The sequence below is a fragment of the Streptomyces sp. NPDC091282 genome, assembly GCF_044757385.1.
Taxonomy (GTDB): Bacteria; Actinomycetota; Actinomycetes; order Streptomycetales; family Streptomycetaceae; genus Streptomyces; species Streptomyces gramineus.
In genome coordinates this window covers 1134416-1157166 of sequence record NZ_JBIVUX010000003.1, presented here as the reverse complement: position 1 = coordinate 1157166, position 22751 = coordinate 1134416, and the positions used below count along the sequence as shown (strand labels likewise).

General features: G+C 72.6%; 12 protein-coding genes. 6 read left to right on the top strand and 6 right to left on the bottom strand.

Translation table 11 applies throughout. The annotated features are described in order from the left end of the window. Positions 1-4 precede the first annotated feature (4 nt). Complete coding sequence (locus tag ACIQOE_RS19055; protein ID WP_351322159.1) at positions 5-835, top strand: carbohydrate ABC transporter permease; 831 nt, start codon at positions 5-7, stop codon at positions 833-835. A gap of 100 nt (positions 836-935) precedes the next feature. Continuing rightward, a complete protein-coding gene (locus ACIQOE_RS19050) occupies positions 936-1649 on the top strand; it encodes a helix-turn-helix domain-containing protein (RefSeq protein WP_401412493.1) in 714 nt (237 codons plus the stop codon). A gap of 243 nt (positions 1650-1892) precedes the next feature. Here the strand turns inward: ACIQOE_RS19050 and ACIQOE_RS19045 are convergent, their stop codons facing one another. Next, a complete protein-coding gene (locus ACIQOE_RS19045) occupies positions 1893-2918 on the bottom strand; it encodes an ATP-dependent 6-phosphofructokinase (RefSeq protein WP_351322156.1) in 1026 nt (341 codons plus the stop codon). A gap of 186 nt (positions 2919-3104) precedes the next feature. Here ACIQOE_RS19045 and pta point away from each other — a divergent pair, with 186 nt between their 5' ends. The 3 genes from pta (at position 3105) to pyk (ending at position 7922) form a co-directional block, all read left to right on the top strand. Further along, on the top strand, positions 3105-5204 hold the full coding sequence (gene pta, locus ACIQOE_RS19040; RefSeq protein ID WP_351322154.1) for a phosphate acetyltransferase: 2100 nt from the start codon (positions 3105-3107) through the stop codon (positions 5202-5204). Continuing rightward, positions 5201-6418 (top strand): acetate kinase, encoded by a 1218-nt coding sequence (locus tag ACIQOE_RS19035; RefSeq protein WP_401412490.1) that lies wholly within the window; start codon positions 5201-5203, stop codon positions 6416-6418. Before pta ends, ACIQOE_RS19035 begins: the two co-directional genes overlap by 4 nt. Positions 6419-6491: 73 nt before the next feature. Beyond that, complete coding sequence (pyk, locus tag ACIQOE_RS19030) at positions 6492-7922, top strand: pyruvate kinase (RefSeq protein ID WP_351322150.1); 1431 nt, start codon at positions 6492-6494, stop codon at positions 7920-7922. Between the two features lie 165 nt (positions 7923-8087). Here the strand turns inward: pyk and ACIQOE_RS19025 are convergent, their stop codons facing one another. The 4 genes from ACIQOE_RS19025 to ACIQOE_RS19010 all read right to left on the bottom strand — a co-directional run bounded on the left by ACIQOE_RS19025 (position 8088) and on the right by ACIQOE_RS19010 (position 12456). Then, a complete protein-coding gene (locus tag ACIQOE_RS19025) occupies positions 8088-9476 on the bottom strand; it encodes a hypothetical protein (RefSeq protein ID WP_401412488.1) in 1389 nt (462 codons plus the stop codon). Next, positions 9466-10044, bottom strand: coding sequence for a DUF6114 domain-containing protein (locus tag ACIQOE_RS19020; protein WP_365556330.1), 579 nt, complete (start codon positions 10042-10044; stop codon positions 9466-9468). Before ACIQOE_RS19020 ends, ACIQOE_RS19025 begins: the two co-directional genes overlap by 11 nt. Before the next feature lie 140 nt (positions 10045-10184). Then, positions 10185-10832, bottom strand: coding sequence for a DUF6230 family protein (locus tag ACIQOE_RS19015; RefSeq protein WP_351322144.1), 648 nt, complete (start codon positions 10830-10832; stop codon positions 10185-10187). A 646-nt stretch (positions 10833-11478) separates the two neighbouring features. Beyond that, the gene (locus ACIQOE_RS19010; RefSeq protein WP_351322142.1) at positions 11479-12456 is read right to left on the bottom strand and encodes a tetratricopeptide repeat protein; all 978 of its coding nucleotides are present in this window, start codon (positions 12454-12456) and stop codon (positions 11479-11481) included. A gap of 232 nt (positions 12457-12688) precedes the next feature. Between ACIQOE_RS19010 and ACIQOE_RS19005 the strand changes: the two genes are divergently transcribed. After that, entirely contained in the window at positions 12689-13315 is a 627-nt protein-coding gene (locus tag ACIQOE_RS19005) for a TetR/AcrR family transcriptional regulator (RefSeq protein ID WP_365556333.1), read from the top strand. A 25-nt stretch (positions 13316-13340) separates the two neighbouring features. On the opposite strand, the gene ACIQOE_RS19000 is transcribed toward ACIQOE_RS19005, so the two are convergent. Next, positions 13341-22652: a hypothetical protein gene (locus ACIQOE_RS19000; protein ID WP_401412484.1), complete on the bottom strand. Its 9312-nt coding sequence runs from the start codon at positions 22650-22652 to the stop codon at positions 13341-13343. Between the last annotated feature and the right edge of the window lie 99 nt (positions 22653-22751).

Genomic DNA, 22751 nt, shown 5'->3' with positions numbered 1-22751 from the left:
ACAGATGCCCCGCAACCGCCGGCGCTCGCGCCGTCTCGCCGCCGACCTCGGACTGCTCGTCGTGGCCGCCGCCTTCGTGCTGCCGCTCGCCTGGGTGCTGCTCTCCGCCGTCGATCCGCACGCCGATCTGCGGGTGCGGATCCCGGACGGGTTCACCTTCGCCAACTTCGACGCGATCCTCACCCCTGACATCACCTACACCCCGCTCCTCAACAGCCTGATCCTGTGCGGCGGAGCGACCGTGCTCACCGTCGCCTGCGCCGCTCTCGCCGCCTACCCGCTCTCCCGCTACCGCTCCCGGTTCAACCGGCCGTTCCTGCTGTCCGTCCTCTTCGCGACCAGCCTGCCGATCACCGCGATCATGGTGCCGGTGTACGCGCTGTTCGTACGGGTCAACCTCATCGACACCATGCAGGGCACCATCCTGTTCTTCGCCGCCTCCCAGCTCCCCTTCGCCATCTGGCTGATGAAGAACTTCATGGACGGCGTGCCGAAGGAACTGGAGGAGGCCGCCTGGACGGACGGCGCGGGCCCCGCCCAGTCGCTGGTGCGGATCGTGCTGCCGCTGATGGGGCCGGGGCTGGCCGTCGTCACCGTCTTCGCCTTCGTGATGATGTGGGGCAACTTCTTCGTGCCCTTCATGCTGCTGCTCTCCCCGGACCAGATGCCCGCCTCGGTCAGCATCAACGACTTCTTCGGCAACCGGGGCATGGTGGCCTACGGCCAGCTCGCCGCGTTCTCCGTCATCTACTCGACGCCGGTGATCCTGCTCTACGTCCTGGTCGCGCGGAAGCTGGGCGGCGGGTTCGCGCTGGGCGGCGCGGTCAAGGGATGAACAGACCCGGCACCGCGCCGTATCCGTACGTTCGCACAATCCGTGTTCCTGGCCGAACGGACCGTAGTCACGGCCCGCCCGCGCCCCTACCTTGTGCGCTGTGCGCCGACCCCCAGCTCTGCCGAACCAGCCAGGTCCTCCCTTCAACGCCCCCGCCGCCCGCAGACTCCGTGCCGGCCTCGGGATGGGCCCCGAGCACGTCGCCCACCATCTGCGGGTCTCCTACGGCATGCCGTACGCCACGCCCGATCTCGTGGTCGCCTGGGAACGCGGGGCGCTGATCCCGAGCAGCCCGGAACTCACCGCGCTCTCGGGCGTGCTGTGGTGCACGCCCGGCGAACTGATCGGCCGGCCGCGGACGTTGCGGGACCACCGGATCGCGCGGGGGCTGGCTCCGGAGGACGTGGCACTGGCCGTGGGCCTGGAACTCCACGCCTATCTGGGCGTGGAGGAGGACGGGCGCTGGCAGGGCACGGACCGCCAGTCCGCCGTCCTGGCCGACCTGCTCCGGCTCTCCCTGCCGGACTACGTCACCGTGACCGGCAAGGAGGAGAGACTGGCGGACCTGCTGCGCAGCGCCGTCACCACCCGCTGGCAGGCGTACGTCCGGCCGGTCGGCAAGCTGGTCCCGCTGGACCGCCGGGTGATCGAGAGCGCCCTGCGGGCGCTGCACGAGGACTACCAGGGCCGGATGACGGCGACCCTGGCCTGGGGCGCCATCCCGGCGGGCGAATCGGCGGACGACAAGGGCAGGGAATTCCTTACGGGGATCGTCGCCCACTTCTGGAACACGGTCGAGGACGGGCCTCCCTAGGCCGTGTCCGCGGCCGGAACCGGGACGCCGGCCCCCACGCGCCCGCGGCCGGAAGGGACGCCGGCCCTAGGGCGTGTTGCGAAAGTCCCGCCTGCCGCGCGACGCCATGCACGCACTCTCGCCGTACCGGGCGAAAGCCCGAGTACGCCCAGTACGAGGGCTTCCGCCCGGCACGCCGAGAGCACGCACCTGACGCCGCGCGGCCCGCCCTCCGGGCGAACGACGGGACTTTCGCAACACGCCCTAGAAGACCGACTCCGCCTCGTCCATCCGGTCCTTCGGCACCCGCTTCAGCTCGGTGACGGCCTCCGCGAGCGGCACCATCACGATGTCCGTGCCGCGCAGCGCCGTCATCCTCCCGAACTCGCCCTGGTGCGCGGCCTCGACCGCGTGCCATCCGAACCTCGTCGCGAGGACCCGGTCGTAGGCGGTCGGCGTGCCGCCGCGCTGCACGTGGCCGAGGATGACCGGCTTGGCCTCCTTGCCGAGCCGGCGCTCCAGCTCGTAGGCCAGGGCGGTGCCGATGCCCTGGAACCGCTCGTGGCCGTACTGGTCGATCTCGCCCTTGCCGTAGTCCATGGAGCCCTCGGCGGGGTGCGCGCCCTCGGCCACGCAGACCACGGCGAACTTCTTGCCGCGGGCGAACCGCTCCTCGACCATCTTGACCAGGTCGGCGGGGTCGAAGGGCCGCTCGGGGAGGCAGATGCCGTGGGCGCCGGCGGCCATGCCGGACTCCAGGGCGATCCAGCCGGCGTGCCGGCCCATCACCTCGACGACCATCACGCGCTGGTGGGACTCGGCGGTGGTCTTCAGCCGGTCCATGGCCTCCGTGGCGACGCCGACCGCGGTGTCGAAGCCGAAGGTGCGGTCGGTCGAGGAGATGTCGTTGTCGATGGTCTTCGGGACGCCGACGACCGGGAGGCCGGCGTCCGACAGCATCCGGGCGGCCGTCAGGGTGCCCTCGCCGCCGATCGGGATCAGCGCGTCGATGCCGAACTCCTCGACCATGTCGGTGGCCCGGTCGCAGGCCTCGCGCAGCCGGTCCCGCTCCAGTCGCGAGGAGCCGAGGATGGTGCCGCCGAGGGCCAGGATGCCGCCGACCGCGTCCAGGTCGAGGGTGCGGTAGTGGCCGTCGAGCAGCCCTCGGAAGCCGTCCTCGAAACCGATGACCTCGTCGTCGTACTGCGCGATCGCGCGGTGTACCACCGATCGGATGACGGCGTTCAGGCCGGGGCAGTCGCCGCCTGCGGTGAGAACTCCGATGCGCATGGTGGTGTGTCTCCTGCTCGCTGTCGTTACCGGTGAGCCGATCCGATTGTTTCATGCCGTACGGGGCGGTGAAATCCTGACGGGCGCCTTATCCGGCGTCGGGGGTATTGTCAAGAGCGTTCCGCTCACCCCGGTGGGCGATTTTTATGCGGCCGCACAGGAATCACACAGAGACGGAGTGCACACGTGACGCGCAGCGTGTACGTGACCGGGATCGACCGCGGCGACGGCCGCCAGGTCGTGGAGCTGGGCATGATGGAGCTCCTGACCCGACAGGTCGACCGGGTGGGCGTCTTCCGCCCGCTCGTCCACGACGGCCCCGACCGCCTGTTCGAGCTGCTGCGTGCGCGGTACCGCCTCTCCCAGGACCCGGCGACGGTCTACGGCATGGACTACCACGCGGCCTCCGCGCTGCAGGCCGAGCGCGGCGCCGACGAGCTGGTCTCCACCCTCGTGGACCGCTTCCACCTGGTCGCCCGTGACTACGACGTCGTCCTCGTCCTCGGCACCGACTACGCCGACACCCAGTTCCCCGACGAGCTGTCCCTCAACGCCCGGCTCGCCAACGAGTTCGGCGCCTCCGTGATCCCGGTGGTCGGCGGCCGCGAGCAGAGCGCCGAGTCGGTGCTCGCGGAGACCCGGAACGCGTTCCGGGCGTACGACGGTCTCGGCTGCGACGTGCTGGCGATGGTCGCCAACCGGGTCGCCCGCGAGGAGCGGGACGAGATCGCGGGGCGGATCGACGGGCGGCTGCCGGTCCCGGTGTACGTGCTGCCGGACGAGCCCGCGCTGTCCGCGCCGACGGTCGCCCAGATCGCGCACGCGCTCGACGCGGAGGTGCTGCTCGGTGACGACTCGGGGCTGGCCAGGGACACGCTGGACTTCGTCTTCGGCGGCGCGATGCTGCCCAGCTTCCTGCCCGCGCTGACCCCGGGCTGCCTGGTGGTGACGCCCGGCGACCGCGCCGACCTGGTCGTCGGCTCGCTCGCCGCGCACAGCGCCGGCACCCCGCCGATCGCCGGCGTGCTGCTCACCCTGAACGAGCGGCCCAGCGAGGAGATCCTCACCCTCGCCGCCCGGCTCGCCCCGGGCACCCCGGTCCTGTCGGTGCCCGGCAACAGCTTCCCGACCGCCGCCCGGCTGTTCTCCCTGGAGGGCAAGCTGAACGCGGCCACCCCGCGCAAGGCGGAGACCGCGCTCGGCCTGTTCGAGCGGTACGTCGACACCGCCGGCCTCAGCAAGCGGGTCTCGGCGCCGAGCAGCGGCCGCCTCACCCCGATGATGTTCGAGCACCAGCTGCTGGAGCAGGCCCGCTCCGACAGGCGGCGGGTGGTGCTGCCGGAGGGCACCGAGACGCGGGTCCTGCACGCGGCCGAGGTGCTGCTGCGCCGGGGTGTGTGCGACCTGACGCTGCTCGGGCCGGTCGACCAGATCCGCAAGAAGGCCGCCGACCTCGGCATCGACCTCGCGGACGCCCAGCTGATCGACCCGGCCGTCTCCGAGCTGCGCGACGCCTTCGCCGAGCGGTACGCGCAGCTGCGGGCGCACCGGGGCGTGACGGTGGAGCTGGCCTACGACGTGGTGACCGACGTCAACTACTTCGGCACGCTGATGGTCCAGGAGGGGCTGGCGGACGGCATGGTCTCCGGGTCCGTGCACTCCACGGCGGCCACCATCCGGCCCGCCTTCGAGATCATCAAGACGAAGCCGGGCTCGTCGATCGTCTCGTCGGTGTTCTTCATGTGTCTGGCGGACAAGGTGCTCTGCTACGGCGACTGCGCGGTCAACCCGGACCCGGACGCCGAGCAGCTCGCCGACATCGCCATCCAGTCGGCCGCCACCGCCGCCCAGTTCGGCGTTCAGCCGCGGATCGCGATGCTGTCGTACTCCACGGGGACGTCGGGTTCGGGCGCGGACGTGGACAAGGTGCGGGAGGCCACCGAGCTGGCGCGCTCGCGGCGGCCCGACCTGAAGATCGAGGGGCCGATCCAGTACGACGCGGCCGTGGAGCCGAGTGTCGCGGCGACCAAGCTGCCCGGCTCCGAGGTCGCGGGACAGGCCAGCGTGCTGATCTTTCCCGACCTGAACACCGGCAACAACACCTACAAGGCCGTGCAGCGGTCGGCCGGCGCGGTCGCCGTCGGTCCGGTGCTGCAGGGGCTGCGCAAGCCCGTCAACGACCTGTCCCGGGGCGCGCTCGTCCAGGACATCGTCACGACCGTCGCCATCACGGCGATCCAGGCCCAGAACCTCGATTCCTCCAACGCGAAGGCGTCCGCCCAGTGAGCCCCACCCGTGTCCTCGTCCTCAACTCCGGTTCCTCGTCGCTGAAGTACCAGCTGCTGGACATGCGGGACAGCAGCCGGCTGGCGGCCGGCCTGGTCGAGCGGATCGGTGAGCAGACCTCCCGGATCCGGCACACCTGCCTCGCCACCGGCGAGGCCCGTGAGCACGGCGGGCCGATCGCCGACCACGACGCGGCGCTGAAGGCCGTGTCGCAGGAGCTGTCCAAGGACGGGCTGGGGCTGGACTCGCCGGAGCTGGCGGCCATCGGGCACCGGGTGGTGCACGGCGGGATGTTCTTCACCGAGCCGACCGTCGTCGACGACGAGGTGCTCGCCGAGATCGAGCGGCTGATCCCGGTCGCGCCGCTGCACAACCCGGCCAACCTGACCGGCATCCGTACCGCGCGGGCGCTCCGTCCCGACCTTCCGCAGGTCGCCGTCTTCGACACGGCGTTCCACACCACCATGCCGGAGTCGGCGGCCCGTTACGCGATCGACCCGAAGGTCGCCGACCGGCACCGCATCCGCCGCTACGGTTTCCACGGCACCTCGCACGCCTACGTCTCCCGCGCGACCGCGCAGCTGCTGGGCAGGGCGCCGGAGGAGGTGAACATCATCGTGCTGCACCTCGGCAACGGGGCGTCCGCCTCGGCGGTCGCGGGCGGCCGGTGCGTGGACACCTCCATGGGGCTGACGCCTCTGGAGGGACTGGTGATGGGTACGCGTTCCGGTGATCTGGATCCCGCCGTCATTTTCCATTTGGCGCGTGTTGGCGGAATGTCCATGGATGAGATCGACACTCTTCTCAACAAGAGGAGCGGTCTGTTCGGACTGTGCGGTGACAACGACATGCGGGAGATCCGGCGCCGGATCGACGAGGGCGACGCGGAGGCCGAACTCGCCTTCGACATCTACATTCACCGCCTGAAGAAGTACATCGGCGCGTACTACGCCGTGCTCGGCCGGGTGGACGCGGTGGCGTTCACGGCCGGGGTCGGCGAGAACGCGGCGCCGGTGCGGGCAGCCGCCGTCGCCGGGCTGGAGGGGCTGGGGCTGGCCGTGGACCCGGAGCTGAACGCCGTACGGGCGGACGGGCCACGGCTGGTGTCGCCGGCGGACGCGCGGGTCGCCGTCGCCGTGGTGCCGACGGACGAGGAACTGGAGATCGCCACCCAGACCTACGCACTGGTCGGCGCCGGCGCGAATAACAGCTGAGCATATCGGCGCCCATTTGTATCTTCCGCCAGACGGAATATTCCGCAGCGAAACAAACCGATAGGATCGCCCCATGCGCCGTTCGAAAATCGTCTGCACTCTCGGCCCCGCGGTCGACACCCACGAGAAGCTCGTCGCCATGATCGAAGCCGGCATGAACGTGGCCCGCTTCAATTTCAGCCACGGCTCGCACGCCGAGCACCAGGGACGCTACGACCGCGTCCGGGCCGCCGCCAAGGAGACCGGCCGGGCCATCGGTGTCCTCGCCGACCTGCAGGGCCCGAAGATCCGTCTGGAGACCTTCGCCGAGGGCCCGGTGGAGCTGGAGCGCGGTGACGAGTTCGTCATCACCACCGAGGACGTCCCGGGCGACAAGACCATCTGCGGTACGACCTACAAGGGCCTGCCGGGCGACGTCTCGCGCGGCGACCAGATCCTCATCAACGACGGCAACGTCGAGCTGAAGGTCCTGGACGTCGAGGGCGCGCGGGTGAAGACCATCGTCATCGAGGGCGGTGTCGTCTCCGACCACAAGGGCATCAACCTGCCCGGCGCGGCCGTCAACGTGCCCGCGCTGTCCGAGAAGGACGTCGAGGACCTCCGGTTCGCGCTGCGCATGGGCTGCGACATGGTCGCGCTGTCCTTCGTGCGGGACGCCAAGGACGTCGACGACGTCCACAAGGTGATGGACGAGGAGGGCCGCCGGGTCCCCGTCATCGCCAAGGTGGAGAAGCCGCAGGCGGTGGAGAACATGGAGGGCGTCGTGATGGCGTTCGACGCCGTCATGGTGGCCCGCGGCGACCTGGCCGTCGAGTACCCGCTCGAGAAGGTCCCCATGGTGCAGAAGCGCCTGATCGAGCTGTGCCGGCGCAACGCCAAGCCGGTGATCGTGGCGACCCAGATGATGGAGTCGATGATCACCAACTCCCGGCCGACCCGCGCCGAGGCCTCCGACGTGGCCAACGCGATCCTGGACGGCGCGGACGCGGTCATGCTGTCGGCGGAGTCCTCCGTCGGCGCCTACCCGGTCGAGACGGTCAAGACGATGTCGAAGATCGTCGTGGCGGCCGAGCAGGAACTGCTGAGCAAGGGCCTGCAGCCGCTCGTCCCCGGCAAGAAGCCGCGTACGCAGGGCGGTTCGGTGGCCCGCGCGGCCTGCGAGATCGCCGACTTCCTCGGCGGCCGCGGCCTGGTGGCCTTCACCCAGTCCGGCGACACCGCCCGGCGCCTGTCCCGCTACCGGGCCCAGCAGCCGATCATCGCGTTCACCACGGACGAGAACACCCGCAACCAGCTCACCCTCAGCTGGGGCGTGGAGTCGCACGTGGTGCCGTTCGTGAACACCACGGACGAGATGGTCGACATGGTCGACCAGGAGCTCGCCAAGATCAACCGCTTCGACGCGGGCGACACCGTCATCATCACGGCCGGCTCGCCCCCCGGTGTCCCCGGCACCACCAACATGCTCCGGGTCCACCACGTCGGCGGCTCCGCGGGCAACTGAGGTACCTGTAGCGGTTCTTGCACGGCACCGAGGGCGCTCCCCGCGACGGGGGGCGCCCTCGGTGCCGTACCCGAGGCCCACGCACTGTGGCCCGGTCCTCCGCCTGAGGCGGACGACCGGGCCACAGCTCTGTGCGCGGCTCCCGAACGGGTCTGCGGACGGCGCTCAGCCGGTGCCGTCGGTGGTGTAGACGTGCATGCCGGGGACGTGCAGGGTGCCGCCGAACTGGGCCGCCTGGACGACCTTCACGTTGGTGAAGTAGATCAGCGGGATGTTCAGCGGCGGCGGGCTGTCCGGGGTGAACGTGATCGGGATCAGGCCGAACAGGTTGCCCGAGATCGACTCCGTGTACATCGTGGTGTCGCCGTCACGGATGGTGGACGTCGAACCGGACGCGGCCTGCACGTGGTAGGTCTTGCCGATGGTCGTGTCCTTGACCGTCTGGTGCAGGTCGCCGATGTCGGTGCCGCCGGAGATGACGTACTTCAGCACCTTCTTGGTCTTCCCGCCGGCCGTCTTCACCTCCACGACGCCCTGGTAGTCGGCGCTCTTGAGCAGCAGCGAACTGGCGCTCAGGTACCAGGGGTCGTCGGCCACCGCGACCTTGTTGTCGACACCGCTGACGTCGTCGGTGGCGACCTTGCAGTCGTCGGGCACCGCGGCGGCGCTGTCGGACGGGCTCGGCGTGGCGGTGGCGTCACCGGCCGCGCCGGTGGCGTCCTTGGTGACCTCGCCGGCCGCCTCGGTCGCCTTGTCGGTGGTGTCCTTCACGGTGTCCGTGACCGTCTTGGCGGCCTTGGTCACCGTGTCCTTGACCGTGCCGGAGGCGCTGTCGCCCTTGGCCGTGTCGTCCTTGGCCGTGTCCGACTTGTCCGTGGACGACGACCCGCCCGCGGACGCCGAGGCCGACGGCGTGGGGCTCGCGGCGGAGTCCGACGCGGACGAACCCGCCGTGCCGCCGCCGAGGATGCCGCTGATGGCGTCGCCGATGGAGCCCAGCAGGCCGCCGCCGGCACCGGTCGCGGAGGCGGACGGCGACGGGGTGGCCGTGGCGTCGGAGCCGGACGAGCCCGAGTCGCCCGACGAGGACGACTTGGACGGGGTCGGGGTCTTCACGTCGTCGGAACCTGAATCCGACGAGGAGGACTTGCCCGAATCCTTGCCCTTGTCCCCGCTCTTGCCCTCGCCCTTGTCCGACGACGAGTCCTTGGCACCGGAGGACGCCGAGGGGGACGGCGTGGCCGAGTCCTTGGCGTCGTCGCTCGCGCTCGCGGAGGGCGAGGCGGAGTCCAGGGCGGAGACGCAGTCCTTGTAGTCGTCGGCCTTCTGGCTGTTCGACGAGGTCGACGTGTTGTTCGTGTCGGCGATCGCGAGCGTGGACGTGAACCCCATGCCCATGATCACGGCCGTCGGCATCGCCACGGAGGCTATCGCCTTGCCGGCCGGCATGTGGAACCTGGTGAACAGCGGCTTCTTGGGTGCCGCGTGGCGCGGCCCGGTTCTCACACGGGACGCGTCCACGTCGGTCCCGTGGGTCACCTCGTCAGCCGGCACTGTGCCTCCCGTTCGCCCCGTCCAGCGGGCTCGTTCCTGACAGGTCATTCGCCACGCCCATGCCGTCCGCCTCCCGCAGGCGGTCGTCCGCGCCGGGGGTGTGGTCCCCGGCCTGCGGGACATCGCCCTCCGGCTGCGGCGTGCCCGGCGCCCAGGCGACCTCCGGCTGCGGCGGGACGCCCGGCGACCAGGCCACGGCCATCGCTCCGCCGATCAGGGCGAACAGGAAGCCCATGATGAAGCCGCCGAAGTTGGACACGGGGAGGGACACCAGCGCCAGCAGGATCGCGGCGACTCCCGCGAAGGTGCGGATGTGCTTCTGGAACCAGACGCTGATGCCGAGGACGACGAGCAGCACACCGATGATCAGGGACCCGGCTCCCGCGGTGGTCGCCATCGCGATGGTGAGATGACCGAGCTGGAGGTGCGCGTACGGGAAGTACATGATCGGGAAACCGGCGATCAGGATGTACAGACCGGCCCAGAACGGCCGCGTGCCCCGCCAGGAGCGGAACTGCAGCCTCCGGCGGTCGAACTGGCCGGGTGCGGCAGGAGTCTCGGCGCTCATGGAAAACAGCTCCCTGGTGCGGCGTTGCTTTGGTGGTGTTGCTGTGGTCGGGCGGTGCCGTTGTGTGCACCGCATGTGAAGACCGCGGGAAGAAGGGTCAGGCGGGGGTGCCGTCGGCGCCCCCGCCCGTCACGGAGTGCCTAGTAGCACTCCGCTCCCTTCGTCGAGATCGACATGTGCAGGCCGCTCAGCTTGAAGGTTCCGGCGGTGGTGGCCCACGCCGTCTGCTTCACGCCGGACAGCGAGGCGTGGTCGGCCTCCTGCGCGAACCCGTTGGGGTTCGTCTGGCCGGCCTTGGCCTCGTCCGACTTGATGCCGGGACCCTTGGTCGAGCTGCCGGCCGCGACACCGATGTTGATGTTGGTGAACGTCGCGTCGGCGCTCAGGTCGTCGAGGTCGATGTAGAGCTTGCTGGCCTCGACCGGCTTCTTGGCGTCGGTGCCCGCGTGCAGGATCAGGCTGACGTTTCCGAAGATCGGGACGTTCGGCGTGACCACGGACTGGCACAGGTTGTTGATCGTCGCGCTGTTGAACGCGGAGACCGCAACCGGGTGGATCGTCTTGTCACCGGCGAGGGTGACACCCGAGTCGACGGCGCCGTACTGGACGAAGCCGTCACCTTCGAGCTGGTCGGCCGTGACCTTGAACTGCTGGCCCGACACGCTGAACGACGCGGCCAGAGCACCCTGCGCGAGGGCGACACCTATACACGCCGTGGCGGCGACGCTGGGCACCATGACCACAGCGAACCGCTTCCATCTGGTCCCGCCACGCACCTGGGACTCCATATTTCCTCCTTCTCGGACGTACATCTCCTGGCCCGGAATCGCCCCCAACGGCGGCTCGGCCGGGCAGGGATGGGAGAAGTGCTACGTCCTCGGAAGGGGAGCGCCCGCACTCGGAGGCACGAACCGCACCTCGATCACCGGCGATCACCCCCGAGCGACAACCACTGGTCGCGCCTGACACGCATCACGCACAACCCTGCTGGACAGGCTCCGCCTCGCGGCGAAGACCCCCCTGCCCAAGAGCCGGCGTCACTGCCGCCGACTCTGCTCGGTGGGGACCCAGATGAGCCCGCGGACCCGACCGGCTGTCGGGGTACGGCATTGGACCGAGCGTCGCCGATCGTGGTGCATTCTCGCCGCCCGCACAAGGGGCTTCGTTACTGGGTAGTAACGGCCGGATAACCGATGGACGACCCGGTGGTCTCGGAGAGCGACACAGGGTCGCATCGAGGGGCAGAGCAAAACAGTTGATCCCTGGACAGAACCAGACAGATCAAGGCCCCTGATTTACTGCGAGTAACAGCGGCCGCGATTACCAAGATTTGGTAAAGAGCGGCCGCTGTGACCTCTTACCGGCGAATCTTTCACGCCGGCACCACAGGACGTGACGTTTAGCGACTGGTCAGGACCGTGTTCAGACCGCGCCTCAGAACAGCGCCCGTGCCAGGGCCCTGCGCGCGTTCACCACCCGCGGATCGTCGGTGCCGACGACCTCGAAGAGCTCCAGGAGCCGCCGCCGCACCGCGTCCCGGTCGTCCCCCGCCGTCCGCCGCACGGCCTCGATCAGGCGCCCGAATGCGTCCTCGACGTGGCCGCCCACCAGATCCAGGTCGGCGCCCGCGATCTGCGCCTCGGCGTCGGCCGGCTTCTCGGCGGCCGCCGTGCGCACCGCCTGCGGGTCCATCCCCTGGACCCGCTGGAGCAGCTCGGCCTGCGCGAGCCCCAGCTTGGCCTCGCTGTTGCCCGGATCGTCGCCGAGCACGTTCTTGTACGCCTGGACCGCGCCGGCCAGGTCGCCCGCGTCCAGCGCCTGGACGGCGGCTTCGAGGAGCGCGTCGTAGGGGCCGGCGGCTACCGCGGCACCGGCCGCCGGGGCGGCGCCCGGCTGCGCGTCGGGGTCGACGGTCAGACCGGTCAGCCCGAAACGCTCCTCGGCCACCTGGATCAACTGGTCGAGGGTGCCGCGGATCTGGTCCTCGCCGGCGGCGCCCTGGAAGAGCGGCAGCGCCTGCCCGGCGACCACCGCGAACACCGCCGGGATCCCCTGGATCCCGAACTGCTGCATCAGCATCTGGTTGGCGTCGACGTCGATCTTGGCCAGCAGGATGCGGCCGTTGTACTCGACGGCGAGGCGCTCCAGGACCGGGCTCAGCTGCTTGCAGGGCTGACACCACTCGGCCCAGAAGTCGAGGACGACCGGGACTTCGGCGGACCGCTGCAGGACATCGCGCTCGAAGCCGGCTTCGTCGACGTCGATGACCAGATCGGCCGGGGCGACGGCACCGGCTCCGCCCTGGCGGGCCGCTTCGGCGCGCGTCTGCTCGGCCTTGGCCTTGGCCTCCTGGGCCGCCTTCACCGCGGCGAGGTCGACGACGCCGCTCATGGACATGTTCCGTGGCTGCATGCGTCTATCCTCCCCCGTTCCCGCGTGTGTGTGAAAAGCGTGGTGAAAGCCGGGCCGAACAAGCGTCTGACAGGGGCACGGGGTCCCCGTCCCGTACCGTGGTCGTCGCCCGTGCGGTCACCCACGAGCTTTCGCTACGAGTCGTAGCGTAATGCCACCGGGAGCCCGCGCGACACCCCTTCCCGGTGATCTCCCTCACGACGTCACATGAACCGCCGGTTATGGTCGTGGGATGCAGAGCCGCACCCCCGCCAGCCGTACCGGGCGCCCGCGCAGTGCCGAGGCGGACGCCGCGATCCTGGCGGCGACCCGGCAGGCGCTGGTGGAACTGGGCTGGTCCAAGCTCACCTTGGGCGACGTGGCCACGCGCGCGGGGGTGGCGAAGACGACCCTGTACCGCCGCTGGGCGGGCAAGAACGAACTCGTCGTGGACGCCGTGGCGGAACTCTTCGACGAACTGGAGCTGCCCGACTGCGGCAGCCTCGCCGACGACATCGAGGGCGTGGTCCTGCAGTTCGCGGCGATCCTGGACCGCCCCGAGGCCAAGAGCGGCCTGATGGCGGTGGTCGCCGAGTCCACCCTGGACGACGCGCTGCGCGAGCGGGTCCGCACCTCCATCGTGCAGCGCCAGATGCGGCTGGTCCTGGAGGGCCGGGAACGGGCCCAGTTCCGCGGCGAACTCCCGCCGGAGCCGGACCCCGAGGAGTCCGCCCGCACGGTCGAGCTGATCTTCGACATGGTGGCGGGTGCGGTGGTCCACCGCACCCTGGTCAGCGGCAAACAGGCGGACGAGCAGTGGGTCCGCGACTTCACCCGGGTCCTGCTGCAGGGGCTGTCGTCGGAATCCGGGGCGGGTTAGGGACTGTCTCCACCCGAACGAGGGATCAGGGCAGGGCCACCGCGTCTCGGGGGTCGTGGGCGCGGCGCTTGCCCTCTCTGATCGCGCGGCGCACCGGGTCCCCCGGTGGGTCCGCGGGACCGGCCGGGGCGGGCTCGGCCCGGCGGGGGATCGCGGCCAGGTAGGCGTCGCCCCGCCGGTGGACGACGAGGGCGGGACGGGCGGCGTCGGGAGCCTCCGGGCCCGCCGCGTGGTGGCGCCGGTGGGAGCCGTCCTCCTCGACGACGATCAGATCGCGGCCGACGTGCCGGGCCGCGAGGGCCGCGGCCAGCTCCGCCGTACGGGCGTCCCAGCGGCGTGCGGTCACCAGCGCCGTCCTGAGCAGCGCGCGTCTTTGCGCGGGGGTGAGCGCGCGGCCGAGTTCGACGGGCAGCCGGCCGCCCGCGTCGCGGATCGAGTCGCGCAGTTCCGGGTTCCGGGCGAGGACGTCCGGCGCCGCCGCCTGCACCTCGGCGAGGTGGAAGACCGCCTGCGGGTCCACGTGCGGGTCGTGCCCGGTGAGCGCCTCGCCGGTCGCCCCGTGCGCCAGTTGCCGCGGCCGGCCGGTGTCGCCGCCGGCCATGCCCACCGCCGCCCAGAAGCCGTTGCCGTCGGCCGCACGGCCCGGCCGGAGGGGGTCTTCGTGCCGCCCGGGGACGACCGGGAAACCCTCCCGGTCGACGTACGGTCTGTGCAGGTCGTAGACGACCGTGCCGCCCTCCGTGTCGGTCATGGCCAGGGTGCGGTGGTCGGTCGCGGTGTCGAAGACCGGGGCGGGTTCGGCGCCTTCGGCGGCGGGCCGCGGCCGCCAGGGCGGGGCCGCGTGGGCCGGACGGGCCGGCACCGCCGTGCCGTCCGTGCCGTCCGTGCCGTCCGTCCGGACGACCGGGGCCGGTTTCGGCTTCGCGGCCTTCGGCGCCTGCGGACCGGTCGAGCGGAGGGCCGGTGCCTGGGGCGGGGTGAAGGTCACCGCGTCCGGCTCGGCGACGTCCTCGCCCCGCAGCCGCTCCTGTCGGGCGGCGTCCAGTTGGTGCCAGGCCGTGAGCCGGTCGGCGCCGCGGCGCAGCCGGGCGAGTTCCGTGTGCAGTGCCCTGCCGTGGTCGTGCAGCGCCCTGACGTCCGCGGCGACCTCGTCCACCGCGGCGCGGGCCAGGCCCTCGGCGGTCTCGGCGGCGGTCAGTTCGTCGGCGGCCGCCTGACGGGCCCGCGCCAGCCGCCCCCGGGCCTCCTCGGCCAGGGCGTCGCGCAGCCTGCCCCACTCCTCGTGGTCGGCCTCGGCGTCGTCCTCGGCCCGCTCCCTCATCAGCGCGGTCAGCGCGTCCTGGGCCTCGCGGACCGCCGGGAGCGCGTCCACGTCCCGTTCCGCGAGAGCGGTGACGTCCCGGCGGGCCCGGTGCCACGCGGTGGCCCGCTCGGCACCCGTGCCCAGGCGCAGGTCCCACAGGGCCTTGTCGGCCGTGACGAGGGCGGCGCTCGCCCGCTGGACGGCGTTCCACGCCTCCCGCGCCGCGGGCGGGTGGTTGGTGTCGTCGAGCAGCCCGAGCCGGAGGGCGACGTCCTCGCGGACCCAGACCAGGGCCGTGGTCTCGGTCTCCATCGCCGGGGCCTCCCGCCGCGCGGCGTGGAAGACGCCCCGGACGGCCGCTGCCAGGGCCGCGTCCTTGAGGTCGTGGTGGACCCGCGCGACGCTGAGCCAGCGCACCGGCAGCGCGTACAGGTAGGCGCGCGTCTTGTTGTCCGGCTTCACGTTGACCGAGCCGAAGCCGTCGAGCGCCGCGCCCACGGACTGCGAACCACCTGTCCGACGGCTTCCGCCACCGCCGCCCTGGGCCGAACCCGCCGGGGTCGGGCCGGCCGGTCCGGCGTCCACGGTGTGCGCGGAGGAGCCGCTCTGCCCGAACGTCGACGCCTCGCCGTGGGCGTGCTGCGCGGGCGTCTCGAACTTCATGCCGTCCGCGACCGTCAGCAGCCGGGCCCGGCCGAAGTCCGGTCTGGAGTAGAGGTCGAGGCGACCGCCGGCGCCGCCGAGCGGGCCGCGCCATTCCAGGCCCGGCACCTGGTAGCCGTCCGCGGTGAGCGTCCGGCCGAAGAACGCCGTCAGCGCCATGCCCGACGTCGCGGTCTCCAGGCTCTCGCGCGGGCCGGTGCCGATCCTGGTGAGCGGGGTGTCGTGGGCCTTCGCGAGGAGGGCCGCGTCGTCGATGCCGGCGTTCAGCGGCAGCGTGAGGGACGAGTCGTAGGCGGCGCCCAGTGCGAGGACGTTCGCCGAGCGCAGTTCCTCCAGGCCGTGGAAGCCGCGGACCGCGAAGCCCTCGGCGGGCATCTCGAAGGGGCGGCGGCCGCCTTCCGCACCGAGGTGGACGACGTCGCGCCAGGCGCCCGCGCCCGGCCCCGCCGGCAGCGGCACCCGGCGGGTGCGGCCCGGCTGTTCCAGTGGGGCGGGGGCCAGCGGATCGGGCCGCCCGCCGGCTTCGGGGGCGGGCCGCATCAGGCTGATCGGCACGTGCCTGGTCAAGGAGCCGGCGGGCGCCCCGGCCTGGATGTGCCGGGCCGGTGCCGTCTCTCCGGCTTCGGCGCCCGCCGCCACCAGGGTGATGCGGAGCTCGTACTGCCGGGCGGACACGGCGTGCAGGTCCGTGTACGTCACGATCGTCCCGGAGCCGGTGGTGTCCGTCCGCGCCGAGCCCGCCGTCCAGGCGGTGGCGGCCGACTCCGAGAAGGCGGGCCCCGCCGAACCGATGCCGCCGGAACCGGTGTCGGCGCGTTCGGACACGGTGACTCCGGCGGTCCGGCCCACGGTGCGGCCGCGCCCCTGCTGGACGGTGTCCGTCGCCAGCACCTGGTGCTCCAGTTCCGCGCCGTGGTCCAGTCCGTGGAACCCGGAGCCGTCCATGGGGACCAGTTGGAGCTTGAGCTGGACATCGCGTCCGCCGACCGTCCAGCGGGCGATCCGTGCCGGGAGCGCCACACCCGGACCGGCCAGCTCGTTGCCCAGGGCGCGGATCACCCGGCCGGACACCATCCGGCGCAGGCGCTCGGCGCCGTCGCCCTTGAGGTTCAGCAGTCCCAGTTGTTCGTCCAGCCGCAGCAACGCGCCCGCCGGGTTGAGCGAGTTGACCGGCCAGCCGCCGAACTGCACCTGGCGCAGCCACGGGAACTCCGACCAGGCGGACTCGTCGTACCAGGGCACACCGCCGTACTCGTCGCGCAGCACACCCAGTTCGTAGGCCGCCTTGACCGGGATGATGCCGACCCACTGCGACGTGTGCCGCTCGCCGTGCGCGTCGGCGAGCGACGCGGGCACCAGGGCCGCGCCGTGCGCGGCCGTGCCGGCCTGGCTCGACGCCGTCGCCCAGGCGTGCTCCAGCGGGCCGCGCACCAGGGTGTGACGGTCGCCGGCGGCCTTGCGGGTGAAGACGTCGGCGACGCTGCGCTGGGTGAAGGCGGAACGGGACGTGCCGATGCCGGCCGTGAGGGAGAGGCCGAGGGTGCCGGCGACCCCGGCGTGCCGGTGGGACGTGAGCAGGCTGACGCGCCCGCCGAAGTCCAGTGTGCTGGTCCTGGTGTCGCGGCCCCAGGCGCCCAGGTTCGCGCCGACGGCTCCTTCGACCTCCATCTTCACCGGTCCGCCGACGACGGTCAGCGCCGACTCGCCCGCGGGGGTCCGCTCCAGCAGCGTGGTCCGGTAGGCGAGCGTGGTGGTGCGCCGGAGCAGGTACGGCGTCTCGGTGGACAGCGTCCAGTGCCCGCCCAGCGGGGTGGAGGTGGTGGGGAAGCCGGCGATCCGGTTCTGCCGTCCGAGGACCAGCTGCCACTCCGTACGGCCCTCGGTGCCCGGCAGGGTCAGTCCCCACGCCCCGTGGGTCGCCCGGTCCACGGTCCTGGCGGCCATGGCCGCGAGCAACGGTCCTTCGGTGATGTCGACCGTGGTGTGGGGGTAGCCGAGAACCGACCTGGAGCGCCGGTCGACGGTGCCGACGTCCCGGGCCGCCGCCGTCAGCCATTCCCTCGACCCCAGTGCCATGGCACGGGCGTACTCGGCCGTCATCGGTCTCGGCGCGGGCGGCTCCGCGGCGTGCGCGGCGACCGTCCCGTCCGGCTCGCCCTCGGCCGGCGGCCTGGTGTGTTCGACGGGGACGGAGAGCACGACCTGCCCGTGCCCGCCCGCGCTCCGGTCGCCGGCCGGGGCCGCGGGGTCCACCAGCGTCCGGTGCCCGTCCGGGAGCACGAACGCCTGCGTGTCCAGGAGTCCGCCGGACGGCAGACCCCGCATCCACCGGCGCGGCCGCCAGTGACCGTCGCTGCTGACGGTGAACCGGACGCCGTAGCGGTACCAGTCCATGCCGCCGGTGGTGATCGAGGTGGTCTCGTCACCGCCGGACAGCGCGTAGCCGCTCTCCGCCTCCGTCCGCCGGCCGTAACGGCCGCCGACGGCCAGCGTCTCCGCGTGCAGCGGCATGCCCGCGGTGCCGGGGGTCCGGTCCCGCACGGAGACCGTGCCCTCGATGCCCACCTGCCAGGAACGGCCGCCGCCCCGCTGTCCCGTGACGGTCTCCGCGCCCGGCGCGCTGAAGCGGCTGCGCTGGTCGGTCCGCCTGCCCAGGTACTCCCTGGTGGTCAGCGCCGCGTCGACACGGACCTCGACGTGCCTGCGTCCCAGGGGGGTCCACTGGTCCAGGTTCATCCGCAGACCGGTGTCCAGCATCGCGCCCAGGTTGGCCGTCAGGCTCTGGTGGGACAGCCGCTCCAGGATCTCGCGCGTGTTGTGGAGCACCGTCAGGAAGTGCTCCGTGCCTCCGGTCCACCGGGGGTTGGCCGGGTACAGCTCCGCGAGGGAGGCGACCATGTCGGGGTAGGCGTGGTCGAGTTCCCTGAGCACCTGTTCCGTGAACGGCGAGGAGGCCCCGGTCCGGGCGCCTCGGTCCCGGGGTGCGCCGTCGTCCGGGAAGCGCACCTCGTGCACCCGGCTGACGCCCAGCGACTGCCCGGTGATGAGCTTCGGCACCGGCCCGCCCTCCCGGGGAGCGGCCACCTCGCCGCGTCCGGCGAGCCGTTCGGCCTCGCCGATCGGCAGCCGCACCAGGGCCGACACGGCGCCTCGTTCGATCGTCGCCGCGCGCGGTTCGCTCCTCCTCAGGGTCAGGTGTCCCGAGTCGCCGCGCGCCGGGGGGCCCGACGTCCTGCCCGTCACCCGGGCCGGGCCGATGACGGTCAGTTCCGCGTGCAGCCGGTACAGCGCGGTCGGCACGCCCTTGGCCTGCGCTCCGACCCTGATGCCGGCGGCGCTGCCCACGGCCGTGGTGCCGGAATCGAACGCGCCGACGCGGGCGGTGCCCCCGACCTGGACACGCAGGGAAGGGCCGCCCGGGAGCGACGCGGTGAAGCCGGGACCGAGGGCGGCGCCGGCCTCTCCGGAGCGCGAGGTTCCCGCCGACCGCTCGGCGCGGACGGCCGACTGCGCGATGTCGCGGATCTCCGCCGCCGTCGTGCTCGGGCCGACCTTCTCCAGCCGCTCCGGCCGTATCTCCATGCGGATGACGCCCAGCGGCCGGTGGCCGCCGGACCCTCCGAACAGGACGGGGCTCAGGACCGGGCCCACCAGCAGCGAGCGCATGCTCTGCCGCAGACCGTCGGCCGACAGCAGCCCGGTGATCTGCTCGGCTCCCTTCGCCCCCGGCGCCGTGCCCAGCATCCGCAGCACCCGGTCGCCGAGGTCGGGGTCGGCGACGACGACGTCCTCGACGCTCACCTCGTGGAACCCGCGCCCGTCGGCCAGGGGGATCTCGTCCGGGAAGGCCGGACCGCTCTCCGGCGCGGTGCTCGTGAGGAAGTCGGCGAGCCGCATGGAGAGCCCGTCGCGCACCGAGAACCGCAGCTCGGCCGGCCGGTCGGGCGCGCCCTCGGCGGGTACGCGGCCGTCCGGCCCCACCGGCCGTCCGGCCCGGTCGGTGATCCTGAACTCGTACTCCAGGGCGTCGAGATGGACGTGGGAGGCGTCCGTACTGCGGGTCTCGGTCTGGTTCACCGTCTGGTTCTGCGTGCCGAACCGCGACGACCTGCCGAAGACGGCCCTGGCGAAGCCGTTGAACCAACCCGCGGCGACCCCGCCCGCCGGCCCCACGCCCACGGAGGCTCCGACGCCCCACGAGGACGAGTTGGCCCAGGCGCGGCCACCACCCTGGGTGACCCGGTGCGCCACGTCGATCTTGGCGGGGTTGCCCAGTCCGAACGTGAAGCGTTCCGGCACGCCGTGCGGCCGCGCGGTGAGCACCATCCGCAGACGCAGCCCGGCCTCGGTCTCGTAGTCGAACGTCCTGGTCCCGCCGATGAACCCGCCCGGGTCGCCCTCCAGGGCCCGCGTCAGCGGTCCGCGCACATCGGAACGCCGCCGTCCGCCGGACGCGGGCCGCAGGTGCCGATGCCCCTCCAGCCAGCCGACGGCCTCCCGTACGACCAGGTCGGCGCCGCGGATCTCGTGCCGGCCGGCGCCGAGCGCGATCCGGCCCTGGTAGCCCTCACCCGTCAGGTACGAGGGCAGCCGGGAGCCGTCGGTGAACCGCACCTGCCCGGCGTTCCGCGCGGGCGGGGGCAGTTCGCGGTCGATCCACGGCGGCCGCCGCCGGTTCAGGTCCTCCCCGACCGGCACCAGGCGGGGCGTCTCCGCGGCGGGGCGGGGGGCACGCGGCGCCGACGGCCCCGCGGCCGGCCGGTCCGCCGGGCCGGCCGGGGGACCCTCGTGCGAGGTCCCGTGCGGGAGGGCGCGCCGGGGGGACGAGGGGCCGGCCTGCGGCTGCGCCCCGGCCCGCAGACCGCCGAACCGGACACCCACCAGATGCCATGCGGTGGCCTCCGCACGCGCCTTGACGTCCATGCGGGTGAAGGCCGCGCCGTGCGTCCGCTCCAGTTCCTGTACGGCTCTCAGCACCCCTTCCGCCGAGGCCGCGCCGCCGCCGGCCCCGCGCAGGCGCGTCTTCACCGACACGAGGAAGTCGTCGGGAAGCCGGGCCTCGCGTACGGCGATGACCGCGTGTCCCGTACGTCCCTCGCCGGGCGCGTCCAGTTCGACGGCGGCCTTCAGCCGTGCGGCCAGACCGGGCTGCCGGGCGTCGAGGCTCCGTTCGAAGGCGGTGCGGATCCGTTCGGCCCACACCGTGCTGGTCTGCAGGGACCTGCCGAAGTGCCGCTGCCCGGCCACGGCGACGGCACGGTGCACGGTGTACGTCACCTCGGGCAGCGGGCGGCCCGTCCTGTCCCGTTCCGCCACGTCGTGGGCCAGGTCGGCGGCGAGCGCGTCGATACGCGCGCTCTCCTCGCGGCCGGGCCCCGGGTGCAGCAGGTCGAGGCCGAGGGCGAGCGGACGGCGGTGCTCGGCCTTCTCCGGCGTGGCCGGGAACCGGTGCGCTGCGGACGGGGGAGGTGACGCGGGCGGGGGCTCCGGTGCACGGGCGGGTGCGCGCGAGGGCTGCGCGGCGGGATCGGGCGCGGGGTGCGGGCGCACGGTAGGCGAGGAGGCGGCGAGCGTCGCGGGATCGGACGCGTGCGGCTTCGTGGCGGCTTGCGGACCGGTGTCGGCGAGTGGCCCGGCGGCGGCGCCCTGCGGACCGGTGCCGTCGGCTCGCCCCGCGGCGGCTCGCGGCTCCGTGGCGGTCTGCGGGTCGGCGGCGGCCCGGGACTCCGTCATCCCTCTTCCCTCGACCACGGCTCGCGGTTCCGTGACGCCGTTCGTCCCGGCGGCTCCGTGTGTCTCCGTGACGGCCGAGACCCTCGTGCCGCCGCCCGGCACCCGCGGCGGGGCGGTCTCCGTCGGCAGGCCCCGGCCGTTCGCGGTGACGTCCCTGACCGCGCCGCCGCCGGCCGGGACGGTGGCGCCGGTGTGGCCGACGGGGGCCGGTGCCGGGGAGCGGTCACCGGGGTGCGTGGGGCTCTCGGTGAGGGTGGCCGGAGCGCTCGCCGAGGAGCGCAGGAGGGTGGTGACGCCGGACAGGCCGCCGTCCTGCGTGAACGCGGCCCCGCCGCGGGACCCGTGGGCGTCGGCCGGGACGACGGCCGCCGGGGCTGCCTGCGCGGATACGACGGTGCGGCGCACGACGTCGGGGCGCCTGAGGTCGGCGACGGCCGTCCCGGAGCCGGGAGACCTCCCCGACCGGGCCGCCACACCGGGGGCGCCGGACGAACTGCTGTACGCGGCGGTGCCCGTGAGGCGCCCCGTGCCGGGGCGGCCGCTCGCACCGGTCGGCGCGGACGCCGGCTCGCCCGGCGTCAGCCCCAGGGCGTTCGTCCCGTGCGTCCCGGATCCGGCGGCCCCTGCGCCGGAGCGGGCGGACCCCGTGGACCCGGCGGCCTCCCCGGAGCGGACGGAATCCGCCGCCTGCTCCCCCGCACCCGCACTCGCACCCGCACCCGCGTCCGCGTCCGCGCTCGCCTCCGTGGTGAGCCCGCTGCCCACGTCAGGAATGCCCGGCAGGTGCGGGACGTGCGTGTTGACATGGATCTCGGCGCCCCCGGCAGCCCCGGCGAAGCGGAACTTGCGGCCGCCCTCCAGCACGCCGATGACCCCGGAGGTGATCGCCGAGCCGAAGGCCGACGTCTCGTCACCCCAGATGGCGTAGGTGATGCCTTCGGTCAGGCCGCCGGTCACCCCGCCGAGCAGCAGCTTGCCGCCGAGCGATTCGGCGAATCTCGGCTTCCACGCCCGGCCCGCCCCGAAGACCAGGCCGCCCACGGCGCCGCCGATCGCACCCGACTCGACCGCGGACACGGTCGCGTCCTTGTCCCACTCGTGCCGGTGCCCCGCGATGAACTGGCCGACCTGCACCAGCACATCGCTGACGAGGTTCAGCGCCACACCCGACCCGACCGACACCAGCAGGTTCTTCACCAGCATCGTCACGATCGCCCGGCCGCCCGCCACCACGACCGGAACCGCCTCGGGCAGCGCGAACAACAGGAAATGCAGGATCTGGAGGAAAACCAGGATCGACTGCGTGATGATCATGGCTTTCGCGTACTCGACCTGAAGCGCCGTCCGTCCCGACAGATCGCTCATCTGGCCCGCGGACTCGGCCAGTCCGGGAACCATCTTCTCCATCTCCGTCACGAAGTCGCGGAACTCGTCCGCGATGCGGCCGCCCACGCTGTCCAGCACCGCGCCGCCCGACGCGCCCAGCTCGCCGCTCAGGCCGCGCAGTTGCCGCGCGCCCTCCCCCCACGCCTCGCCGAGCTGCCAAAGGCCCGTCTCGCTTCCCTTCGGCCAGTTCTGCCCGACGATCAACGCGGCCACCGAAGCGACCGCGTCCGGCATCTGAAGGTCACCGTCCATACGGACCGTCACAGGGAAAGCGGCTCGGCATCACGAGCCAATATGCTAGGCGGAAATCGCCGGAATTCGAAAAGCAATTCGCGCCCGAGATATTGCCCC

What these genes read in the sequence shown, in the direction of transcription:
- ACIQOE_RS19000 (WP_401412484.1), bottom strand. Translation starts at nt 22,652, where the DNA reads ATGGACGGTGACCTTCAGATGCCGGACGCGGTCGCTTCGGTGGCCGCG.
- ACIQOE_RS19015 (WP_351322144.1), bottom strand. Translation starts at nt 10,832, where the DNA reads ATGGAGTCCCAGGTGCGTGGCGGGACCAGATGGAAGCGGTTCGCTGTG.
- ACIQOE_RS19020 (WP_365556330.1), bottom strand. Translation starts at nt 10,044, where the DNA reads ATGAGCGCCGAGACTCCTGCCGCACCCGGCCAGTTCGACCGCCGGAGG.
- pyk (WP_351322150.1), top strand. Translation starts at nt 6,492, where the DNA reads ATGCGCCGTTCGAAAATCGTCTGCACTCTCGGCCCCGCGGTCGACACC.
- ACIQOE_RS19010 (WP_351322142.1), bottom strand. Translation starts at nt 12,456, where the DNA reads ATGCAGCCACGGAACATGTCCATGAGCGGCGTCGTCGACCTCGCCGCG.
- ACIQOE_RS19055 (WP_351322159.1), top strand. Translation starts at nt 5, where the DNA reads ATGCCCCGCAACCGCCGGCGCTCGCGCCGTCTCGCCGCCGACCTCGGA.
- ACIQOE_RS19005 (WP_365556333.1), top strand. Translation starts at nt 12,689, where the DNA reads ATGCAGAGCCGCACCCCCGCCAGCCGTACCGGGCGCCCGCGCAGTGCC.
- ACIQOE_RS19045 (WP_351322156.1), bottom strand. Translation starts at nt 2,918, where the DNA reads ATGCGCATCGGAGTTCTCACCGCAGGCGGCGACTGCCCCGGCCTGAAC.